This is a genomic window from Vibrio sp. Vb1018 (genome assembly GCF_033338775.1).
GTDB lineage: Bacteria > Pseudomonadota > Gammaproteobacteria > Enterobacterales > Vibrionaceae > Vibrio > Vibrio alginolyticus.
The window spans coordinates 175,420-197,828 of the sequence record NZ_JAWOTI010000005.1; the positions used below are offsets into that span (position 1 = coordinate 175,420).

At 43.0% G+C, this 22,409-nt stretch carries 21 protein-coding genes; 11 read left to right on the forward strand and 10 right to left on the reverse strand.

The features are described from left to right. From fdh3B to R7Z10_RS08035, 6 genes are all read left to right on the forward strand, one after another. Complete coding sequence (gene fdh3B / locus R7Z10_RS08010; protein WP_005377536.1) at positions 1-609, forward strand: formate dehydrogenase FDH3 subunit beta; 609 nt, start codon at positions 1-3, stop codon at positions 607-609. A 14-nt stretch (positions 610-623) separates the two neighbouring features. Continuing rightward, complete coding sequence (locus R7Z10_RS08015) at positions 624-1,676, forward strand: formate dehydrogenase subunit gamma (protein ID WP_318104581.1); 1,053 nt, start codon at positions 624-626, stop codon at positions 1,674-1,676. Further along, a complete protein-coding gene (locus R7Z10_RS08020) occupies positions 1,660-2,076 on the forward strand; it encodes a hypothetical protein (RefSeq protein WP_086046762.1) in 417 nt (138 codons plus the stop codon). Before R7Z10_RS08015 ends, R7Z10_RS08020 begins: the two co-directional genes overlap by 17 nt. Before the next feature lie 427 nt (positions 2,077-2,503). Continuing rightward, positions 2,504-6,889 (forward strand): RHS repeat-associated core domain-containing protein, encoded by a 4,386-nt coding sequence (locus R7Z10_RS08025; RefSeq protein WP_318104584.1) that lies wholly within the window; start codon positions 2,504-2,506, stop codon positions 6,887-6,889. A 2-nt stretch (positions 6,890-6,891) separates the two neighbouring features. Then, the gene (locus R7Z10_RS08030) at positions 6,892-7,794 is read left to right on the forward strand and encodes an immunity 49 family protein (protein ID WP_042522968.1); all 903 of its coding nucleotides are present in this window, start codon (positions 6,892-6,894) and stop codon (positions 7,792-7,794) included. Positions 7,795-8,136: 342 nt separating this feature from the next. Next, positions 8,137-9,357: an ammonium transporter gene (locus R7Z10_RS08035; protein WP_222716693.1), complete on the forward strand. Its 1,221-nt coding sequence runs from the start codon at positions 8,137-8,139 to the stop codon at positions 9,355-9,357. Between the two features lie 32 nt (positions 9,358-9,389). Here the strand turns inward: R7Z10_RS08035 and R7Z10_RS08040 are convergent, their stop codons facing one another. Continuing rightward, positions 9,390-9,563, reverse strand: coding sequence for a hypothetical protein (locus R7Z10_RS08040; protein ID WP_005377524.1), 174 nt, complete (start codon positions 9,561-9,563; stop codon positions 9,390-9,392). A gap of 118 nt (positions 9,564-9,681) precedes the next feature. On the opposite strand from R7Z10_RS08040, the gene cobB reads away from it, so the two are divergent. Then, a complete protein-coding gene (gene cobB, locus R7Z10_RS08045; protein WP_005377522.1) occupies positions 9,682-10,413 on the forward strand; it encodes a Sir2 family NAD+-dependent deacetylase in 732 nt (243 codons plus the stop codon). An 88-nt stretch (positions 10,414-10,501) separates the two neighbouring features. Here cobB and R7Z10_RS08050 read toward each other — a convergent pair whose 3' ends face one another. The 5 genes from R7Z10_RS08050 to potA form a co-directional block, all read right to left on the reverse strand. Continuing rightward, positions 10,502-11,539, reverse strand: a complete 1,038-nt coding sequence (locus R7Z10_RS08050) for an extracellular solute-binding protein (protein WP_222716694.1) — start codon at positions 11,537-11,539, stop codon at positions 10,502-10,504. A gap of 249 nt (positions 11,540-11,788) precedes the next feature. After that, positions 11,789-12,820, reverse strand: coding sequence for an extracellular solute-binding protein (locus tag R7Z10_RS08055; protein WP_017634902.1), 1,032 nt, complete (start codon positions 12,818-12,820; stop codon positions 11,789-11,791). A 102-nt stretch (positions 12,821-12,922) separates the two neighbouring features. Further along, on the reverse strand, positions 12,923-13,693 hold the full coding sequence (potC, locus tag R7Z10_RS08060) for a spermidine/putrescine ABC transporter permease PotC (RefSeq protein WP_005389180.1): 771 nt from the start codon (positions 13,691-13,693) through the stop codon (positions 12,923-12,925). Then, a complete protein-coding gene (gene potB, locus R7Z10_RS08065; RefSeq protein ID WP_005377512.1) occupies positions 13,693-14,553 on the reverse strand; it encodes a spermidine/putrescine ABC transporter permease PotB in 861 nt (286 codons plus the stop codon). The genes potC and potB overlap by 1 nt, the downstream gene beginning before the upstream one ends. Next, a complete protein-coding gene (gene potA / locus R7Z10_RS08070) occupies positions 14,534-15,649 on the reverse strand; it encodes a spermidine/putrescine ABC transporter ATP-binding protein PotA (RefSeq protein WP_017634901.1) in 1,116 nt (371 codons plus the stop codon). Before potA ends, potB begins: the two co-directional genes overlap by 20 nt. 400 nt (positions 15,650-16,049) lie before the next feature. Between potA and R7Z10_RS08075 the strand changes: the two genes are divergently transcribed. The 4 genes from R7Z10_RS08075 (at position 16,050) to ttcA (ending at position 19,445) form a co-directional block, all read left to right on the forward strand. Next, positions 16,050-16,847, forward strand: a complete 798-nt coding sequence (locus R7Z10_RS08075) for a hypothetical protein (protein WP_170893783.1) — start codon at positions 16,050-16,052, stop codon at positions 16,845-16,847. After that, positions 16,840-17,676, forward strand: a complete 837-nt coding sequence (locus R7Z10_RS08080; RefSeq protein ID WP_025766642.1) for a glucosaminidase domain-containing protein — start codon at positions 16,840-16,842, stop codon at positions 17,674-17,676. Before R7Z10_RS08075 ends, R7Z10_RS08080 begins: the two co-directional genes overlap by 8 nt. A gap of 13 nt (positions 17,677-17,689) precedes the next feature. Beyond that, complete coding sequence (locus R7Z10_RS08085; protein ID WP_025766641.1) at positions 17,690-18,352, forward strand: DUF2987 domain-containing protein; 663 nt, start codon at positions 17,690-17,692, stop codon at positions 18,350-18,352. Positions 18,353-18,551: 199 nt separating this feature from the next. After that, positions 18,552-19,445: a tRNA 2-thiocytidine(32) synthetase TtcA gene (gene ttcA / locus R7Z10_RS08090; RefSeq protein ID WP_005377502.1), complete on the forward strand. Its 894-nt coding sequence runs from the start codon at positions 18,552-18,554 to the stop codon at positions 19,443-19,445. Positions 19,446-19,585: 140 nt separating this feature from the next. Here the strand turns inward: ttcA and uspE are convergent, their stop codons facing one another. The 4 genes from uspE to ccoS form a co-directional block, all read right to left on the reverse strand. Then, positions 19,586-20,533, reverse strand: coding sequence for a universal stress protein UspE (gene uspE, locus R7Z10_RS08095; RefSeq protein WP_005377500.1), 948 nt, complete (start codon positions 20,531-20,533; stop codon positions 19,586-19,588). Positions 20,534-20,713: 180 nt separating this feature from the next. Further along, complete coding sequence (locus tag R7Z10_RS08100) at positions 20,714-21,460, reverse strand: FNR family transcription factor (RefSeq protein WP_005377497.1); 747 nt, start codon at positions 21,458-21,460, stop codon at positions 20,714-20,716. Between the two features lie 90 nt (positions 21,461-21,550). Continuing rightward, a complete protein-coding gene (locus tag R7Z10_RS08105; protein WP_226084294.1) occupies positions 21,551-22,231 on the reverse strand; it encodes a sulfite exporter TauE/SafE family protein in 681 nt (226 codons plus the stop codon). 8 nt (positions 22,232-22,239) lie between these two features. Continuing rightward, on the reverse strand, positions 22,240-22,404 hold the full coding sequence (gene ccoS, locus R7Z10_RS08110) for a cbb3-type cytochrome oxidase assembly protein CcoS (protein ID WP_318104586.1): 165 nt from the start codon (positions 22,402-22,404) through the stop codon (positions 22,240-22,242). Positions 22,405-22,409: the final 5 nt, after the last annotated feature.

Here is a 22,409-nt window from a genome sequence, read left to right on the forward strand (position 1 = left end):
ATGGCACGAATGAAATTCCTATGTGACACCAAGCGCTGTATCGAGTGTAACGGCTGTGTTACTGCATGTAAGAACGAAAACGACGATGCGCTTGAATGGGGCATTCAGCGTCGCCGCGTGGTAACACTAAACGACGGTGAAGCTGGTGAAAACTCTATCTCTGTTGCTTGTATGCACTGTACCGATGCGCCTTGTATGGCAGTTTGTCCAGCTGATTGTTTCGAACATACCGAAGACGGCATCGTTCTTCACAATAAAGATCTGTGTATCGGTTGTGGTTACTGTTTGTTTGCTTGTCCGTTTGGCGCACCTCAATTTCCTAAACAAGAGGCGTTTGGTGAACGTGGCAAAATGGATAAATGTACTTTCTGCGCGGGCGGCCCAGAAACAGAGCCTGGCTCTGAGGAAGAACGTCAAAAATACGGTGCGAACCGTATCGCAGAAGGCAAGTTACCGATGTGTGCATCGCTTTGTTCAACCAAAGCGCTGCTTGCGGGTGACGCAGAGAAAGTCTCTGACATTTTCCGTCAACGTGTGGTAGAACGCGGCGCGAAAAACGCAGGTTGGACAGACGGAAACGATCTTTCTTACGATGCGACGAAAAGCTAAGTAAGGAGAGGCACATGTTAAACACGCTTAAACGTGCATCTCTAGCAATGTTGTCAATGATGACGGCATTGCTGCTGACTTTTGCAATGCCTGCTTCAGCAGAGGGACAATCTTCTAAAGTTATTCAACAGGAGATCACGCAACTCGCCGGGGCAGACTATTGGCGCGAAGTCAGAGAGGGGCAAGAAGGCTACACCACGTCTCAATCGCCAGAACATGGCGTATTGATCAGTAAACCTGGTGAGACTTGGTACATTCTAAAAGAGAAATGGATGTCTCCTGCTGGTGCTATCGCGATTTTCGGCAGTATCGCGATGGTTATCATGGCTTACGTATTCGTTGGTCCTTTGATGCTTAGCAAGCCGCGTACTGGTAAAAAAATGAAGCGTTGGTCTCGTTTAGACCGCGCGCTTCACTGGAGTATGGCGTTTACATTCTTAACTCTGGCATTCAGTGGTTTGATGCTGGTTTACGGTAAGCACTTCTTAAAACCGTACGTTCCTACTGAGTTCTGGGGCTTTATCGTCATGTTGGCGAAGCAGTACCACAATTACATGGGACCATTGTTCTTCATTTTACTGATGCTCGTGCTCTTTAAATGGTGGCGCAAGTCGATTCCAAACATGACTGATGTTCGTTGGTTTATGAAAATGGGCGGCATGGTTGGTAAACACAAAGGCACACATCCGTCAGCTGGTTTCTCAAACGGTGGTGAGAAGGCAATCTATTGGTTGTTAATCTTCTTTGGTGCTATCGCGGCAGTGAGTGGCTTAGTTCTGGACTTTCCTATCTTTGGCCAAACTCGCCGTGACATGGAGCTTTCTAACTTAGTTCATGCGATTTCGGCGCTGATTCTAATCTGTGGCTTTATCTTCCACATCTATATTGGTCTATTCGGTATGGAAGGTGCGCTAGAAGGCATGGTGACAGGTGAAGTTGATGAAACATGGGCGAAAGAGCATCACGATCTTTGGTATGAAGAAGTGAAATCCAAAGAAGCAATGGGCGAAACAGATACGGCACAAACGGAAGTAAAAGGAGCGAAAGCGAATGAACAAACCTCATAACGGGATTTGGGTTGCGTACATCCTGAGCTGTCTGACCCCGTTTACGTTTCTGATCTCAGGCGTTATCGCAATTATCTATGCGGGTTACCGATTAGATAAGGGAGAAGACAGCGACGTAGTGATTTCTCATTACTACGGTTTAATTCGCACCTTCTTTCTCTACCTGACGTTTTTTGTTGTGTTGATCGTCACCGTCGCGACTTCTAACGGTGTACTCGTTGGCGTGAGTGATTATTGGTTGCATAGTACTTTGCTTGAAACCATCGCTTACTTTATTCCTTGGGTAGGGATGGTGTTTGCTGCATTAGCCATCTTGGTGTGGTTTATACGAATGTTTCAAGGGATGCAGCAACTGCTCAATAACCAACCACACAGACCATCGACAGGTCCAAACCTTTAATCAGTATTCTTTAAGCAAAACCGCCGTAATAGGCGGTTTTTTTGTTGCTGTTTTGTCTCAAATATGAAGCGTTGCGTCGCAGTGGTGATACTTGATGCAACTTTTTGAGTGAATTTACGTAACTGGGCAGAAAATCATAGTTAAGTAAGAAACATGTAAAAAAATCGCGTCACGATGAGACATTAGTCTCACTCACGCTATTGTTCATTTACTCAGGATTCATCGTCCCGTTAAAGTACGCTGCGCTCAGAAATTCAAAGAGTTGCATACGTGAAAATTGCCATCAATACATTCAGTCTACGCATACAGAGGAATCTCTATCGGAGGATGTTTGATTAAGGCATCTTGCTCTCACAAATAAAAAAGAGCGAAACGAGTATTAAATAATGATGCGGCAAGGTAAGAAAAGGACAAACACGTTACGGCTATGATCCCTCAATTCGTCATTCCTATCACGAATCGCTTTGGCGAAAGTTATCACTTCTCTGGTCAGTTACTTACTAGCGGCGAACCTAAAACATTCGTGACCAAACAAGAGGCAATAGAGTTTCTTGAGAGCTTTGGTGAGCTTGACCTTCGCTCTGTCGAGGACTTGTTCTATACGATTGGTCAATTCAAGCCAAACATACCTGACGGTGAGCTTACTTCCCAACACTATAATTCAACGTTTGCCAATGCTTTGGTGAACGGTGACTTGCGTGTCGCTCGAATTGTACCTACCGGCGAAAACTACGCACTCTCGTCAGCGGTTACGCCTCCACCGACTCAAAATACCGTCAATGCAAAACCATCGAAGGGAAAGGGGAAGTCGAATAAAAAGAGTGGCAGAAGTGCCGCATCCGCCAAGCCTCAGCAACAAAGCAGCGAAAAACATGAGAAAGCCGGTGATCCTGTATCACTTGTGACGGGTGAAGAAATTCTCGAACTCTATGATATCGAGCTACAACAAGGTACTACTTGGCAGCGTACTTACCGCTCTTCGCAGTCGGATGTAAATCATGGAATGGGCTTTGGTTGGCGACATGCATTTCAGTTTGAATTACGCGAGAAGACGGACGAGAAAGACAACGTTATCGCTTGGGAGTTTGTTGACGATAAGGCAGATATCACAGAATTTGAGCCAGTAGATATTGGAGCAACAAGTTACCAGATATACGCTGGTGCGAGCTGTTATTTCCTGAGCTCAACAACTCGGATTGTAACGCTCGCTAGTGGGCATCAATATCGGTTTGAGCAAAAAGATGATCGTTGGCTAGCTAAACAAGTTAGAAATGGCACGTTTTCAACGTTTCAATTGCAGTATTCTCGAAACCATCGATTGATCGAGATCGCATATAACAAGCGTCCGGTTCTTGAATGTCAATATGATAAGCAAGGACGCCTTGTAGAACTGCTTAATGCAAAGTCCCAAAAAGTTCTGGCAACTTATACCTATGATGAGCACGATGATTTGGTCAGTGCAACTAATCATTTGGGCCTAAAGGAACAGTATCAATACCTCGGCCATTTAATTATTAAGCGTGTACGACCAACTGGCTTTACTCATTATTTTGAATGGGATGGCGAAGGTGCAAAAGCGAAGTGCATCAGAAACGTTGGGGACGCAGGAATTTATGACTATCGTTTCCATTATCAAGGAAATCACTCTTCTTATTCTGACTCGTTAGATCATCAATGGTCTTTCTTGCATGACGAGCAGGGTAACCTACTTGAGAAAATAAGCCCCACAGGTAGAACTTGGCGATGGCAATATGATGAATTAGGACGAAAAGCACAAGCTATCTATCCTGATCAGTCAACGGTCAATTATCAATATAATCAGCATGGTCAATTAGTTTCTAAGTTTCATTCCTCTGGCAAAGAAATTCAATATGGTTATGACGGCTTAGGTAAGTTAGTTAAAACGGTTTCACCTGACGGGGATATCGAGAAGGCTTACTACAATAGCCTCGGTCAAAGAGTTTGGGATACCGATCAGTTCGGCTGTGTCACGGAATATGATTACGATAAACACGGTCAAGTCGTCAAAAAAGAGTCTGAAGATGGTAAGAAAAGTCAGTGGTGGTGGGATGAACAACAAAGACTTATCGCGAATGAAATAGACGGTACATTACTTCGTTATAGCTACAATGAAGAAGATTTAGTGAATGGCGTTGCTTATCCCGATGGGTGTATTGCTCAACTCGCTTATGATCAATTTGGCAGGCGTACATCAGTTCGTTATTTTAACGACGAAGACAAAGTCGGTTATAGCGAAGAATATTCTTACGATGAGCACAGCCGTGTTGCTCAGATTCGAACGCCAGCAGGCATTACCTCGTATCAATGGGGAGCACTCGCGCAACAAGAAGCAGTCATCTTTCCCGATGGCAGCCATATTTCTTACGAATACGATCAACAACGTAACCTGACTAAATTAGTTCGGAGTGACGGCTTAGAGTTCGAATTCCTGTATGACGATGAAGGCCAGCTGTCAGGAACTGTCGGGTTTGATAATCTACAAAGCCAATTTGATTATGATCATATGGGACGGATCCATCGTAAGCAAGTCGCCGATAGGACGGTGCTGTATCGCTATGACGCTGCGGGTTATCTCAAGCACGTCAAAGCAGGAAATGGTAGCAGTATTGTAGAGAACCACTTCAATTATACGCTTGGTGGGCGACTTACTTTCGCATCCAATCGCCATCACACATTGCAATACCAATACTCTTCATTCGGGCATTTAACAAAGCGCATTCAAGGCCAGTTTGAGATAGCGCAGGAGTTTAACAGAGTTGGCCAACGCGTATCTCAGGTACTGCCAGATAATACGGAGCTGAACTTCTCTTATGATCGATATGGGCGTTTTTCAGCGATTCGGTTTGGAAACCTAGATTTACCTCAAATCAAATTTCATTACGATGAAATGGGACGAGTTTCCCAAATTGAAACGGCACATTTTAATGAGCGCATCATTTATGATGGTGTTGGTCGTTTGGTCGAACAACATTGGCCGGATAGAGAGAAAAAGTACGTTTACAATGCGCAAAACCGTATTTCATCAATCATTAATAATATGGCAGGAGCAACGCACTATCAGTACGATACCTTAGGGCAACTGAAACGAGTCAATGCTTCCGGAGAAGTGACTAAGTTTGAATACGATAGTTTTGGCAATCCTACTTTGCCATCTTCAGAGGTATTCGCTGATCGTATTGAAGTACACGATGATGTCCGGTTCAAATATGACGCGCAAGGAAACCAGACAAAACGTGAAGGGCAAGGACACGTTCAGACTCGCGTATTTGATGCGTTAAATCAGCTCATTGAAGTTCACACCGACGATGGTATCAGTCAATATGAATATGATGCATTAGGGCGCAGAACGAAGAAAATTACACAACAAGGCGTTACAGAGTTCCTGTGGGAAGGTGAACGTTTAATTGGTGAACGTTCTTCAGGTGCTTTCCGTTGGTATCTATATCAACCAGAAACCTACACGCCAGTGGCACTGCTAGAAAATGACGTTATTTATTGGTACCAGTGCGATCAAGTTGGTAAACCAGAGCGACTGATCGATTGCGAAGGGAATGTTGTATGGAGTGCCAGCTACGATGCTCACGGCTTTGCTCATGTACATATTGAAAAAGTAGTAAATCCATTGCGTTTTCAAGGACAGTATTTCGATCAAGAAACCAACTTACATTACAACCTCGCTCGGTATTACGACCCTAAGCTAGGACGTTTTATCCAACAAGATCCGATATCTATTGCTGGTGGTATTAATCATTACCAATATGCAGTCAACCCTATCCAATGGATTGACCCAACAGGTTTCCTATGTGAAGAAGGGCTAAAACGCTTGGGTCAAATGTTGGCAGAGTATCAGGCGCAAAGCGATGTTCCCCAAGAGGTTTGCGATCAGATTTTAGAAGCAGCAAAAGAGTCATCCGTCGGAGAAGATGGCGTTCGCTCGCAAGTCAAAATCCGCAAACCCAAAGGTAAAAATCATATTCGATATGAATACGATTTAGACCATATTGATTGCGAGAGAAACGAGATTACTTTTTACCGTCATATCAATCACTCAGATGGCATCAGACACGAAGTGCAGTATGTTGTTGGGATTGAGGAGTTTGTAAATGCGCATGTTTTTGACTCAGAGAAAGTTGGTGGAGAGGAAGGTTGTACGATCTTCACTGAAGATCTTGTGCTGAATAAAGCAGAGTATAAAGAAAACTCTGAACTCAATACGAGTGATTATGAGCTAACAGAAAGAAACAAAGCAAAAATTGACGAATGCTTGAAAGAGCGTCAAGAGGCAATGGACGCTCGAACTGGCGAAGAGGGATATAACGCTCAAATTGGCAATATTAACCAACAGTCCGCAAAAATTGGTGAGTTAGCCGCGGATGACTTTGTCCGGAGTAAACGTCCTAATGCTAAGCTGCTTCATCCCAAAGATATTGGAACCTCAATTTCGAAGCCGGGCGATTTTGATATGGTTTACGAGGTGGAAGAGCCGCCACCAGGTGAAATTATAATTGTTGAGGCCAAAGGGGGTAGCAGCCCGCTGGGCAGCCGTAAGATTGGAAACGAGGCGTATCAGCAAGGGACAAGTAAATATACGGCGGAAATAGTTAAGCTAATGTCGAAAAATTTAGAAGGAACAACAGAAAAAGTAGCTGCCGACGAAATTCAATACGCCGCTTTATCCGGTAGACCTATTCGATATATACATACGCAAGCAAGCATCCCTGAAAGTGGAAAGGCCTCGGACTTAAAGCTAGAAGTGGCAGAGTTTAAAATTAATTCCAAAGGATTAAAGTAAAAATGCAAAGTAATGAATCGAGCAAGGTTGTAGAACGCAAAGCAAATCCTGAACTTGACACACAAGCAATTGTGAGTAAAAAAAAATTTATAAATAGAGTCCTAGATAACAGAAAAGAAGGTCTTAAAGTCAGGCGGGAAAACCTAGTCAGTCTTGGTGATTTTGCCATCGACCAGGTTCGCTGGTATACATGGTTTCAAACCTCACATGAAGACGAACAAATTTGTACATTACGCCTTTATGAAACTTCATTAATGGGGGCTTGTTATCATCGGCTGGCTATGTTTCCTAATGAGCCATTAACTGTTCAGATACTAGATTATCCAGAAGTAACATGGGATGGTGAAGGTATCTTAGAAATGGGCTTCATTTGTCCTTCAATGTGGCTGGATGCTTATTTTATATCGGCAATTGTGCGTGACAGGCCAAGTATGGATGTATTGGCGAACTTTCCCATTTCTCTGATGAAACAAAGTGCCACTAGGGCGGGTAAGTTGTCTTATATGCTAGTAGATGTCATCCAGTCGTTCCATAACCGCACATCGGACTACCCTGATAAACTGGTGGCCGCGATGGACGCGGCAGTTGCTCAGGGTGATAATTGGGCGTTAGAAATCGCCATGGGTATTTTGGAAACTTTTGCTGCCCTGACAACTGACATCGGTTATGACTTTGAAGAAGTACTTATTAAGAACCTTCAGTTCCAAGAGAAATACCAAATGAGGCTCGATAAGTCAGAGGACTTGATTTCTATAGAAACTTTCATCTCTTTCCCTCTGCTTGGCATGGCTTGCATGTGGTATGACAAAGGTAACCGTTTATCTGTTGAAACTGGTTGGCTCCCTCCCTATCTTGTTGAAGGACGTTGGTTAGAAGAAGTAAAAGCAGGGAAGATCACTCGATAAACTCCTTTAGTTAGCAATTCCGTATATAAGCCACCTCTCATGGGGTGGCTTTTACGTTTATCGTATAAAGTTTGCTGTTTGTTGAGCTATATGGTGCGCATTATGTTGGTGCACTAAAACCACATTGGTGCATTTATTAGCATGTTAAACACCATTTCAAGAATACCTAATTTTATTAAAGTTCATACAAAACAATAAATTAAAGCGTAAGTGTTAGAAATATAAATTATGGAATGAGAATTGCTCTGTTAGACGCTCTATAAATCAAGTTCACCAAATTGGTGATGAGCCTAACTTTGATGCACAGGATAAGTGCGCTACAGATCAATGGAGACAATTATAATGAGTGTAACTGCCAATCAGGTACACGGCGCTGTACAAACTCTCACGCAAAGTTCCGACACACTTTTCTTACTACTTGGCGCAATCATGGTTTTTTTGATGCATGCTGGTTTCGCTTTTCTTGAAGTAGGAACCGTGCGCCAAAAGAACCAAGTTAATGCTTTAGTTAAGATATTGGTTGATTTCGGTATATCCGCCATCGCGTATTTTTTTATTGGATACTGGGTCGCTTATGGCGGCACCTTCTTTGCTGATGCTGAGACATTATCTCAAGGCAATGGTTACGAGTTAGTGAAGTTCTTTTTCTTGCTGACCTTCGCTGCAGCGATTCCCGCTATTGTTTCAGGTGGTATCGCAGAACGAGCTCGTTTTTATCCGATTCTAATCGCAACATTTTTCACTGTCGGCATCGTATACCCGTTATTTGAGGGAATGATCTGGAACGGAAACTTTGGTGTTCAAGCTTGGTTTGAAAATACCTTTGGTTATGGCTTCCACGATTTTGCAGGTTCAGTCGTTGTGCATGGTGTTGGCGGCTGGATAGCGCTTGTTGCCGTCGTGTTTTTGGGCATGAGAAAAGGCAGAGTTCGAGCAGGAAAGCACACCAACTTTGCACCTTCGAATATTCCATTTTTGGCCTTGGGAGCTTGGATCTTATGTGTGGGGTGGTTTGGCTTCAACGTCATGTCAGCTCAAACTGTGTCAGGCATAAGTGGCTTGGTGGCTATGAACTCATTGATGGCAATGGTCGGAGGCATTGTCGCGTCATTGTTGGCTGGTAAGAATGACCCTGGCTTTATTCATAACGGCCCACTGGCTGGCTTGGTTGCTGTATGTGCGGGCTCAGACTTAATGCATCCTATCGGTGCTTTAGTGACAGGTGCGATTGCTGGCGTGCTATTTGTTTATCTTTTTACCCACCTACAAAACAAAACCAAGATTGATGATGTGCTGGGTGTCTGGCCTTTACACGGTGTATGTGGCGCTTGGGGTGGTATTGCCGCTGGGATTTTTGGTCAAAGCGCATTGGGTGGGCTAGGTGGCGTGAGCATTATCGTTCAGCTTCTAGGAACGCTTTTGGGCCTTTCCATCGCAGCGCTTGGTGCACTTGTAGTCTACGGTGCGATTAATACCAGTATGGGACTGAGGCTTTCAGAAGAAGACGAATTCAATGGCGCTGACCTAGCCATTCATAAAATATCTTCGACCAACGAGGATTGAGGCCAATATGGGAGCGGCATAAAGCCGCTCTTTTAGCAATTGTCTTTCTTGGCTTGGCCCGGAGGACAGAAATTACCATTACCTCGATGGTCATCATCATTGGTGCTGACTCTTACCTTTACATCATCGACTTCGCCTTCAACATTGGTAAGTTGACAGCCTGCCAAAGTCAGAAGCAATGTAAACGTTAGAGATACTTGTCTCATTGCTGTTCCTCTTAAATTGTAATTCTAATAGTGACCATTACGACTATAGTCTAATCCATATTACTACTGTTGCTATTCTTTCAGTGTTAAGCTAATGAAAAAACAGCAAGGATGAGTTATGAATTTCCCTTATAGAAATATTGTAGTACTTACTGGTGCAGGTATCTCGGCCGAATCTGGTATTCAAACATTTCGTGCGCAAGATGGCCTATGGGAGAATCACCGTATCGAAGATGTAGCAACGCCTGAAGGGTTTGCTCGCGATCCGGACCTTGTTCAAGACTTTTACAACCAACGCCGCAAGAAACTTCAAGATAATGCGATAAAGCCTAATGCAGCGCATGAAGCATTAGGTCGTTTAGAGGCTGAGTTAGAAGGTAAAGTGACGGTCATCACTCAAAATATAGACAACCTTCACGAAAGAGGCGGCAGTCAGAATGTGATTCACATGCATGGTGAGTTGCTCAAGGCGCGCTGTAGTGAATCTAACCAAGTAGTAGAGCACAATGAGGACATTAAGACAGGCGAACTTTGTCACTGTTGTCAGATCCCTTCACAAATGCGACCACATATTGTTTGGTTTGGTGAAATGCCACTGCGAATGGGTGATATCTACGCGTCATTAGAAGAAGCAGATTTGTTTATTTCTATTGGGACTTCTGGCGTTGTGTATCCCGCAGCAGGTTTTGTTCATGATGCAAAAATGCACGGCGCACATACCATTGAAATTAACCTAGAACCTAGTGCGGTAGAAAGTGAATTTGAGGAAAAACGCTACGGAAAAGCAAGCGTTGAGGTTCCAAAATTAGTTGACGAGATACTGGCTCTAGAAGGAAAAGAAAGAGCGTAATAACTTCAACAGGAAGAGTGTTTGTCTTGTCATTAAGAACAAAAAAGCGGCTCATGAGCCGCTTTTTCATATCTTTAAAACTAACGAATTAGTTGTTCACTTTTAGCTTTTGGAAGTACTCATCGTACATTACGCTCGCTTCGCCAACTTCATCTTGCCAAGTACCGCTGTCCATCACTTCTTGTGGTGGGAAGATGCTTGGATCATTAGCAAATTCTTTCGGTAGCAGATCGTGTGCCGTTTTAACTGGCGTAGGATAACCAATCTCTAGTGCAATCTTAGCTGCGTTCTCAGGACGTAGTAGGAAATCGATCATCTTATGAGCGGCGTCAACGTTCTTTGCGCCAGTTGGAATTGCTAGGCTGTCCATCCAGAAGATAGTGCCTTTTTCTGGCCAGATGATGTCGATGTTCGCACCTTCTTGACGAGCCATGTATGCAGAACCGTTCCAAAGCATGCCTAGTGAAACTTCACCCGCAAGGTAAGGGTTTGCAGGAAAGTCTGAGTTAAATACTAATACGTTTGGCATTAGCTTTTTCAGTTCTTCGTAAGCGGCTTTGATTTCTTCTGGGTTAGTCGTGTTTGGTGAGTAACCAAGCTTAGTCAATGCAATGTGGAATACTTCGCGAGAATCATCCATCAGCATTAGTTGACCTTCCCACTTACTATCCCAAAAATCATCCCACTTAGTAACCGATGATTTGTCTAGCATGTCAGCATTGATACCAATACCGGTCGCACCCCAAATGTATGGGATAGAGTAGTTGTTGTTCGGATCGAACGGTTTGTTTAGGAAGTTAGTATCAAGATCGGCAAAATGAGATAATTTCTCTTTGTCGATCTGTTGTAGCATGCCTTCTTTACGCATTTTAGAGACGAAATAGGTAGACGGTACTACCAAGTCGTAACCAGAACCTTGAGTTTTTAGTTTTGCGTACATACTCTCGTTAGATTCGTATGTAGAGTAAATAACTTTGATTCCGGTTTCTTTTGTAAAGTCTTCAAGAACTTCGTTTGGAATGTATTCCGACCAGTTGTAGAAATACAGTTCTTGATCAGCAGCCATTGCAGGGGTAGCGATGAGCGTCGCTGCACATAGAGCGCTTGCGTAGAATTTACTTTTCATTTGTTTTCCGTTTTGTTTCGCGATTGGACAAGTCAATACTAGCTGGAGTTATCGAGTGGAGCCAAATCGCAGTAAGCACAAATATGTTCATTTAGCTTGAATATCGTTGTCTCCTTGTTATGAGACGATAAATCTATGATACCAAGACAAATAAAACTAGCAACGCGCGATTATATCAGCCTAAGACAAAAATAGGCAGCGTATTGCTGCCTATTTTCCTATGGTTGATGACTTGTTACACAAGCTAGATTATTGTCCCGCTTTCAGCTTGAGGAAATAATCTTCGTACTTAACGGTTAGATCACCAACCGCATCTTGCCATTCAACACGGTCAAGGTCTTCTTGAGAAGGGAACAGTGGGGCAACGTCTTTAAACTTAGCATTCGATTCTTCCACCGCCGTTAGGTAGCCAGTATCACGAGAGATTTGCTCTGCGATTTCTGGGCGCAGTAGGAAGTCAATCATCTTGTGAGCGGCTTCTACGTTCTTCGCACCGGAAGAGATAGCGAAGTTATCAACCCAGCCGATACCGCCTTCTTTAGGAAAAACGAGTTTAAGGTTCAGGCCTTCACTTTGTGCCGCTGCGGCGCTACCGTTCCAAAGCATACCAACGCCCACTTCACCAGACATGTAAGGTGCGCCAGGGTTGTCAGAGTTGAAAACTAAAACGTTAGGCATCAACTTTTGTAGCTCAGCGTACGCTTCATCGATTTGCTTAGGGTCTTTTGAGTTACCTGAGTAGCCAAGTTTACGCAGAGCGATATGGAACACTTCACGAGTGTCGTCCATCAACATTACTTGACCTTCAAGCTCAGGCTTCCATAGGTCAGCCCAGCTTTGGAAGTCGTTTGGATCGTACATATCTGCGTTAACCGCTAGGCCTGTAATCGCAACAACGTGTGGGATAGAGTAGTCGTTACTTGGATCGTAAGGCTTGTCTAGGTAGTTTTTATCTAGGTTGCCGAAGTTTTTCAGCTTAGTCTTATCGATCTTTTGTAGCATGCCTTCGTCACGCATCTTCGCCACGAAGTACGTTGAAGGTACTACTAGGTCATAACCTTGGTTATGAGTTTTTAGCTTTGCATACAAAGTTTCGTTCGACTCGTAAGTCGAGTAGATCACTTTGATGCCAGTTTCTTTAGTAAATTGCTCTAGGATATTACTGTTGATGTAAGGACCCCAGTTCATAAATACTAGTTCTTTATCATCCGCTGTCGCTGTACCAGAGAACAGAGAAAGCGCACATGCACTACCAGCTAATAGAGTAGCCCATTTTTTCATTGACGTTAGCTCCAAACCAAACGTTGTCCAATTTTGGACGATAGATAGAAAAACAGAATGGCATGTAACCATTCTGTTTCGTGATGTTAACAGGTGCGGATTCTACTTCACTTTTTCTCTTGCTAGCAACTGAGAAATTACTACCAAGACCAAAGAAACAATCAACATCACCGTTGCTAGGGCGTTAACTTCCGGTGAAATGCCCACCTTAACCATTGAGTAAATCTTCAATGGCAAGATTTCGTATGTTGGACCCGTTACAAACGAGCTGATGATCACATCGTCCAAAGACAAGGTAAAGCTCAATAGCCAACCTGCGGCAACCGCTGGTTTAGCGAGAGGAAGGATGATCTGTTTCAAGATAACCCACTCGCTTGCACCAAGGTCTTTTGCTGCTTCCAACATTTTCACATCAAAGCCATTTAAGCGGCTGTATACAGTTACCACAACGAATGGTAGACAAAAGGTGATGTGAGCAATCAATAGTGTAAAGAAGCCAAGCTGTGCGCCTAATACTAGGAACAGAGCAAGTAATGAAATCGCCATTACAATATCGGGAGACATCATCACGACAAACAGCATGCCGTTTACCGCACCTTTACCTTTGAACGAGTAACGGAATAGGGCAACGGCCGTTAAGCTACCAATGATGGTTGCTGCTGTCGCTGAGAATACCGCTACGTTCAATGAATGCCATGCAGCTTGCATTAGGCTGTCGTTATTTACTAAGGTTTCGTACCATTTCGTGGTGAAACCACCCCATTTCATACCAAATTTGTTGGCATTAAATGAGTTAACAATTAAGACGATGATTGGCAGATACAAAAATGCATACACCAGCGCCATAAAGCTAAATCTAACTGTGCGTCCCATTAGTCTAGCTCCACTTTCTTATTCAATAGTTTGCCTGCTCTGTAGTAAGCGTAAAGCATCACAGCCATTGCGAAGGTGAGGGCGATACTGGTCGCAGCACCAAATGGCCAGTCACGAGCGTTCAATACTTGGCTCTTAATAACGTTACCAATCAGTAGGTTCTTCGCACCACCAAGAAGGTCAGAGATGTAGAACATACCTAGTGCTGGTAGCAGAACCAACAAACAACCACCGATAATGCCAGGCATTGTAAGAGGTAGAATCACTTTCGTAATGGTTTGGAACTTGTTCGCACCAAGATCTTTCGCCGCCTCGATATAAGTGTTGTCCAACTTCTCGATTGCCGAGTAAAGCGGCAGAATCATAAATGGAAGCAGGATGTACACAAGACCAATCATTACTGCTGTTTCGGTGTACATAATACGTAATGGCTTATCGATGATTTCCATCGCCATTAATGATTTGTTCAAAATACCTTGTGTACCCAGAACAATCTTCAGGCCGTAAGTACGGATAAGAGAGTTTGTCCAAAAAGGTACGATAACTAAGAACAACATGAATGGGCGCCATTTCTCTGGCATTTTCGCTATGATGTAAGCAAATGGGTAACCAATTACTAAACACAACAACGTCGCCACAATCGCCATGTAGAACGAGTGCATCAGCACTTTCGCATACAAGGGGTCGAGTAGACGTAAGTAGTTGTCGAAAGTAAATGTCATTTCGATTAAGTTTGCTTCATCACGCGTTAAGAAACTCGTACCGATAATCATCACATTTGGTACCAACACGAAAAGTGTTAGCCAACCGACGATTAAGGTAATGATCGCGTTTTGAAGATTAATCTTCTTGCTTATCATTGAGGACTACCTCCCAGCTCTCAACCCAAGTGATAGCGACTTTCTGGCCAAGTGAGTGGTCCACATCAGGATCATCTTCGTTAAAGAATTCGCTAACCATTACACGCATGCCCGAATCCAATTGGATAACTGAATCAAGCGTCATACCTTTATAGGTACGCTCTGTTACGTGACCTACGATGCCTTTTTCTTCAGACTCTTTGATCTCTTCGATACGTAAGTCTTCTGGGCGAAGTAGTACTTGCAGTTTTTCACCTGCTTGCGCTTCCTGATCGTAGTAAACAACAGACTCGACACCTTCGATTTCTGCACGGATACGTTTCTCGTCGATACGCTCTAGCATGGTTGCGTTGAATACGTTGATCTCACCGATAAAGCGAGCAACAAATAGGTTCTTCGGCTCTTCGTAAATCTCACGTGGAGAACCATCCTGCTCAATAACACCGTCGCGCATTACAATAATGCGGTCAGACATCGATAGGGCTTCTTCCTGATCGTGCGTAACGAAGATAAAGGTAATACCAAGTTGACGCTGAAGCTGTTTAAGCTCAATTTGCATTTGCTTACGCAGTTTGTAATCAAGTGCAGATAGAGATTCATCTAGCAGCAGTACTTTTGGTTTGTTAACAACCGCACGCGCAATGGCGATACGTTGTTGCTGACCACCAGAAAGCTGATGAGGCTTACGCTGTGCCATTTTTTCTAGGCGCACCATGCGCAGTGCTTCCATTACTCGTGGTTCAATGTCCGCAGTAGGCGTTTTCTGCATACGAAGACCAAAAGCGACATTCTCATATACGGTCATATGTGGAAACAATGCGTAACTTTGAAATACCGTGTTGACGTGCCTTTGCTCTGCAGGAACCTGTGTTACATCCTGGTCATCCAAAATAATTTGACCGTTATCTGCCGTTTCAAAACCTGCAATCATGCGTAAAACTGTTGTCTTACCACAACCAGAAGGCCCGAGAATCGTCAGAAATTCACCATGATTAACATCCAGATTTAAATTACCGATGATTTCCTTACCATCGAAACTTTTACTAATACCAGATAAACGAATAACTGGCTTTCCTGCTTGCGGTTTTGCGTTCAACGTCTGTATTTCCCCCACGTTCAAGCCGGGATTATCCCAGCTGATGTGACACTAACCATTCACTTTTGAGGCGCGCATCATAATCACCAAAAGTGTGAAATTAAAGCATTTTCTTATCTTGAAACAGAAATAATTTTGCAGGAAAAAGCCATCATTCCTAACCATACTGTTTTTATGAGATTAATTGGCATCTAGACACAGTTTGATAGCACTAAACTTTGTTCAACAATTGTTTCAATTTCATGACCTTGAAAGTGGTTAATTATCAACCATACAGTTGAGATTGCAAGGATTGTAGGTGAGTTGTGATGTTAGATGTGGAAAGATTTCTTTATAATGACGATTACATTAATTGACTGGAATTCCAGTCAAAATTTTACAAGTTAGTCTTGGATAAACTATGAACGACGATTTTGAGAAAGATTTCAATCTTGGGGGGAGTGTAGAGCGAGCTTTGTCTGGCAACTACGAGCTTAAAGCTGGCGCGGTTTTTAACGAAGCTTGGCGAGCAACCATCCAGCACTTTTTATCATTTTCTCCTGCCATTATTGTATTGCTTTTTGTCCAGTTAGGTATTTTCTATATTGCATTAAAACTGCAGTTGGGCGATTTGACCGTTATTCTTGATGCGTTTGAGAACCCAGAGTCGTTCACAAACGATATTGTGTCTTCTATTTATGTCGCGAATTTCAGTTATGAGGTGATTAGCGCCCCAATTTATGCGGGGATCAGCTTGATGGCTATGAGTCATATCGCTGGCCTAAAGACTAAGTTGCGCCATGTTGGAAAGGGGTTGCAGTTCACCATTCCTGTTATTCTAGCAACGCTCATGAGCTTAATGCTACAAGGTGTGGTTGGTATGATTTTTCCTTTACTGTCGCTGTATCTTTCCTTGGCATTTAGTCACTCTATTTTGTTGATTTGTGAGAAAAGGGTGCCACCAATGCAAGCGTTGCTGTTATCACTTCGCGCAATCAACAAGAAGATTTTTGTGGTCGCGGGGCTTTACTTAGGCGTGATGTTAATGTTTATTATTGCAGCAATGTTCTACGGTATTGGCTTGATTTTTGTGCTGCCATTCTTCTTCCATTTGAAAGGCATACTCTACCGCGAAATGTTTGGAATTAAGCTTAAGATCGTTACAACACAGAAAAACGATAATGATCACGATGGTAACTCACAGGTGTTTGATGCCTAATTCTTTGAAATCAATAAGTTTACGAGTGGCGGCAACCTGTATAGCCGCCACTTTTATTTCTATAGGCCCATATTTACACTACGAGAAACAGTTTAAATATGTGGAAAATCCTGACGTACTCTCTGGCAAGATTAAGCATGTCGATTTATCACACTTGCCATACATCGGTGATATCCCAGACTTCAATTCAATAAAAGATACGAAAGAGAAAAAAGCTGCTTTTTTTGATTTTTTAAGGCCTAAAATTGCTCTTGAGAATCAACGAATTCGTCATGAGCGGGCCTTTCTTACCTCTTTAAAGGTGGGACAAGTGACGCAAGAACAACAAGAGTATGCTCAGCGGTTATCATCTCTGTATTCGTTGCCCTTGAGTAACGATAAGATTGATCAAACGTGGCTAGATGAGATGCTTGTGCGAGTGAACGTCTTACCTGAAGCCTTGGTTCTAACTCAAGCGGCAAATGAATCTGCGTGGGGCACTTCTCGTTTTGCTACTCAAGCAAACAACTTGTTCGGCCAATGGTGTTATAAAAAGGGCTGTGGAATTGTTCCAGCGCAACGTGGCGCTAACAAAGTTCATGAAGTTGAAAAATTCGATTCTGTACAACAGTCTGTTCATGGCTACTTTATGAACGTTAATCGAAACCCAGCGTATGCAGACCTGCGTGAAATCAGAACATCTCTGGCTGAAAAGAACAAGGGCTTGTTAACGGTCGCAACCGCGTCAGAGTTAACGCATGGGTTGCTAGCCTATTCTGAACGTGGCATCGCCTATGTACACGATCTTCGCGCTATGATTCGTCATAACAACGCCTACTGGACGCAATAAAATAACGGATAAAATGAAAAAGTTAAGCCTAAGTCTGTTGGGAAGTGCGGCGCTAATTCTTGCATCGCCGATAACCCAAGCTCAAGAGTACATGTTCACGTACTCAAAGTTATATACTCAACTAAAAAACAACAATAAAGAAGGGCATGACGATGTGAAAGTTGGTGTCTTTTTTGTGGACGCAAAAACTAAACAAATTTGTATGATAGAAAAAGCTTGGATGGAAAAAGAAGAGCACTATGAAGAGTTTGTTATCCCTGCTTCACAAGAGTTGCCTTTACCTGTTGATAAAAACTTAAAGTCAGCGAATCCGTTGGTTTTTGTCGATACCCCAAAAGATACACGTTGCGATTACTCACTTGTCGTGATGACCAAAGAACCATTACAGGGTAACGTTTCTTACGACCAACTTAAGCCTCTTCTACCTCAAATGCAGACGATGCTGGAAGATTTAGGCGGTATGTTTGCGGGTTGGTTTACACCGGAGGTTCAAGGTGTGACGATGGAGTTTGCAAATCAACTGAATGATAAAGTGATTTTCTCAAACGGAACCGAAAAGCCAATTGTCAATGGCAAGATACAAGTCGCACTAAGTGAAATAGGGCAAGGTGGCACAATGACACTACCAGAACCGACGATGCGAGTGTTACCTTATCTACCTAACGCAAAGAAATGAACACTGAACGTTTAGAAAGGGCTGCAATCGCAGCTCTTTTTTCATTTGTGACCGTAACTAAAGTATCTTTCACACTCTTTTCTTAAAGACTCAATAAGACAAGCATTTAATCCTGTGTAAAAAGCTCGTATAATCCACGCCCCAAAGAAACCCATGTTAGGAAGTCCTAGTCGATTTATCGGCGATGTGAGAGCCCGCAATGAACCAAATAGATACAAGAAAAGAAACCCTAGAATTCAACAAGCTTCAGAAACGCCTGAGAAGACATGTTGGAAATGCCATTACTGATTACAACATGATCGAAGAAGGCGATGTTGTGATGGCATGTATTAGCGGTGGTAAAGATTCATTCGCGATGCTTGATATCCTGTTGAATCTTCAAAAAGCTGCGCCAATCAAATTTGAAGTGGTTGCAGTAAACCTAGACCAAAAACAACCGGGCTTCCCTGAGCACATTCTGCCAGAGTATTTCGAAACACTGAATATCCCTTACTATATTGTCGATAAGGACACGTATTCCGTCGTAAAAGAGAAGGTACCAGAAGGCAAAACCACTTGTGGTCTTTGTTCACGCCTGCGACGTGGTACGCTGTATTCATTTGCAGAGAAGATTGGTGCAACTAAGCTTGCGCTAGGTCATCACATGGATGACATCGTCGAAACAATGTTCTTGAACATGTTCCACGGCTCTCGCCTTAAAGCGATGCCACCAAAGCTACGCTCTGATGATGGTCGTAACGTGGTCATTCGTCCATTGACTTACTGTCGTGAAAAAGATTTGATCAAATACGCTGAGCACAAGGATTTCCCAATAATTCCGTGTAACCTTTGTGGCTCTCAAGAGAACCTTCAGCGTCAATCTATAAAAGCAATGTTGATTGAATGGGATAAGAAGACGCCAGGGCGTGTGGAAGCAATTTTTAAATCAATTCAAAACGTAAGCCCAAGCCAACTAGCAGACCGCGAATTGTTCGACTTTGTTAACTTACCGCTAGATCGTGAAGGTAACCGCGAAGAGTATGAATTTAATGAGGCTGTCGTTTCTTCGACGAATATTGATGAATCAATGTTCATCGATGTTACGAACATCTAACTCGTAAAAAAGGAGGTCAATTAGACCTCCTTTTTTGTACCCAATGCTTTAACTGTTCCCAAACAAAAATCCCCCTGTATTGGGGGGATTTATTAGCGCTTATTTGAAAGCGCTCAATACATAACAATACTAAAGAGAGATTAGGTTGCTGTATTTGGATCGAGAGGACTAATGTAGCCTTTTGGTTTTAGAGCCAACACATCGCAATTTATTTTATCAATTACATGCTCCGCTGTATTACCAATAAAGACAGCAGAAAGCCCTGTTCGCCCTGTGGTACCTAAAATAACCATTGCTGCGTTCAAGCGCTCTGCAGCTGCCGGAATGACATCTTCAGGTAAACCTTGCTCAACTATCGTTTGTTCTTCATCAAGACCATGTTTTTGGCGTAGTGCTTTCATAGCCGTTAAATGATGACCTCGCACCGCATCGGTATAAGTCGTTGGGTCAAATTCAGGAAGTTCAATCGTAATGTTCGCCGGTGTAACGGGGTAGGCGTTAACAAGATATGGCTTGGCCTCAAGCCGAGTGGTGATTTCTTTTAATCGCTCGACCATCGTATCGTTGAGATCAATATGAGTCGGGTTTTCTGAGCCCACATGTACTGAGGCAAGGATACTTGCTTGTTCCGGCCAAGCAGCATTCTTAATAAGAAGCACTGGAATAGGGCATTTTCGCAACAAGTGCCAATCTGTCGGTGTGAAAATGACAGACTCTAAAACATCATGCTTACGTGTGCCTTTGATGACTAGGTCATGATTGCCTGCATAGACTTCAGCAATAATCGCCTCATAAGGGCGGTTGTGCCAGACAACACAAACATCAAAGTCGAAGCCATCGTTTAGGTATGGTTGAGCAATTTTACGCATCCACTGCTCACGCTGATGAATGACACCTCGACGCATAGCATCTCTTTCATCCACTGATAGCATTGACGTCATGTCATACGAGAAATCGTAAATGGATAAAAAGAAAGTGATTCGGCTTCTAGATACACTTTTCTGAGCTAATTGAACAGCTCTTGCAAGTGCGGGCTGCTCATCATTATTGATGTCAGCTACAACAAGGATCTTACTGTATATACTCATAACTAAGCCCACTTCTATTGCAAAACCAGATACTGAATGTAAATTAAATCAGTATTTTGGAGTACTCACCGTACATTTTTACTGTAGCTTAGTTTGGAGAACTTTTTGAGGACTTTCGAAAGGAATTTATGAGAAATATGATGTAGCTCATTTTCGAGCTACATCAATAATTAGGGTGTATTATTCTTTAGTTACACCAGCAAGTTCCATCAATGCATCGTGGTCTAAGATAGTGATATATTTACCTTTTACGCTTAGGATCTCAGATTTCTGGAAACGACCTAACAAACGACTGATCGTTTCGACTGTAAGACCAAGGTAGTTGCCAATATCACCACGAGTCATAGTTAAACGAAACTCTCTAGGGCTGAATCCACGCTGAGAAAAACGCGTTGATAGGTTGTAAAGGAAAGCAGCTAGTCGCTCTTCTGCGTTCTTTTTAGAAAGAAGCAAAATCATTTCCTGATCACCTTTAATTTCGTTACTCATCAAACGCATGATTTGCTGGCGAAGCTTAGGCATTTTACCCGATAGATCGTCTAAAATTTCGTATGGGATTTCACATACCATCGACGTTTCGAGTGCTTGAGCAAAGCTAGGGTGGGAGTCACCAGTGATAGCATCGAAACCGACTAAGTCTCCAGCTAAGTGAAACGCTGTGATTTGCTCATCACCTTGCTCTGTGATCGTATAGCTCTTGATGGTACCAGAGCGGATAGCGTATAGCGATTTTAGCTCATCACCGGCCTTAAAAAGCTCTTGTCCTTTTTGAATAGGCTTCTTACGTTCGATGATTTGGTCAAGCTGATCAAGTTCTGCCTCATTTAGAGTGAACGGGATACACAGTTGACTAATGCTACAATCTTGGCAATGAATGGCGCAACCGCCTGATTGGATACGCTTTGTTGCAGGTTTTTCAGAAATCATAACAACCTTTCACTATTTGATATACATCAATATTTTAGCATCGCTTAATCCTAAAGGGTAGCAAAAATGTCACCTCAATAGAGTTTAACGTTATATGAAACCGAGTAACGCTAAGGCTCCTACAGCGGTATACGTACCATAGCCAATAAGGATTAATGCTGAAATATTTCTAAATATTAATGATTTTTGTAATTTCTGAAAATGATGGGCACCGTATCCAATAATAAGCATTGCAGGTAGCGTTCCGAGCCCAAACGCAAGCATAATTAGGCCGCCGTTCATCGCACTACCAGAAACCGCCGACCAAGTAAGCGCTGAATAAACTAAGCCACATGGTAACCAACCCCAAATAAAGCCAAATGGCAACGCGTGAAGAGGATGCTTTAGTGGCAACAGATTCTTCCCTGCCGGCGAGATAAAGCGCCAGATATACTGCCCTAGCTTTTCTATTAAAAGTAAGCCTTGCCACCATTTAGCAATATACAGCGCGACCAGGATCATGAATAACGCAGCAATCAGCCTTAACCAAGCAAGAGAGTGCGTTAACCCACTAAGCTCAGATAAACCTGATATAGCACCACCCACTAATGCACCTATTAAGGTATAACTGATCAATCGTCCGAGGTTGTAGAAGAGGGGGATAAGAGGGGTAGTTTTATTTTTAGCAGAAGAGCCCATGGTAAGTAGAGACGCGATACCACCACACATACCCATACAATGACCGGCTCCTACTAAGCCGATCATCAACGCACCGATAAAATCAGGAGTCATAAAGGTCGCTACTTTTTATCACTATTAGATTGGTTTTCTTCGTCGAGAAGAATGTTGTGCCCTTGCCGTTCAAGATCTTCAAACTGATCGCTTCTTACCGCCCAAAGAAAAACGGCGACAGCAACACAAACGAGAACGATAGCGATGGGAATCAATATATAAAGACTTTCCATGTTTG